Annotated in this window: 1 protein-coding gene; it reads left to right on the top strand. The window is 34.4% G+C overall.

The genetic code is table 11. The annotated features are described in order from the left end of the window. Window positions 1-320, top strand: a 320-nt coding sequence (locus tag SB717_RS34645) for an FtsW/RodA/SpoVE family cell cycle protein (protein WP_410907392.1), incomplete at both ends; no start/stop codon positions are given.

Raw genomic sequence — 320 nt, 5'->3', positions numbered from 1 at the left:
CCAATTGGTAAATTCTTTTATTGGAATTGCTTCAGGAGGGCTAAACGGTCGAGGATTAGGAAATAGTGTGCAAAAATATGGATATTTACCAGAACCGCAAACAGATTTTATTATGGCCATTATATCTGAAGAGTTAGGTTTTATTGGTGTAGCTATTATTTTAATTTGCTTGCTACTTATTATTATTCGTTCATTCAGGATTGCTCAAAAATGTAAAGATCCGTTTGGAAGTTTAATTGCAATCGGAATTGCAAGTTTAATGGGAGTACAAACTTTTGTTAATGTTGGTGGTATGTCTGGATTAATACCGCTTACGGGAG

The sequence above is a fragment of the Priestia sp. SIMBA_032 genome (assembly GCF_046535215.1).
Taxonomy (GTDB): Bacteria; Bacillota; Bacilli; order Bacillales; family Bacillaceae_H; genus Priestia; species Priestia aryabhattai.
This window is presented reverse-complemented; position numbering and strand designations above follow the sequence as displayed.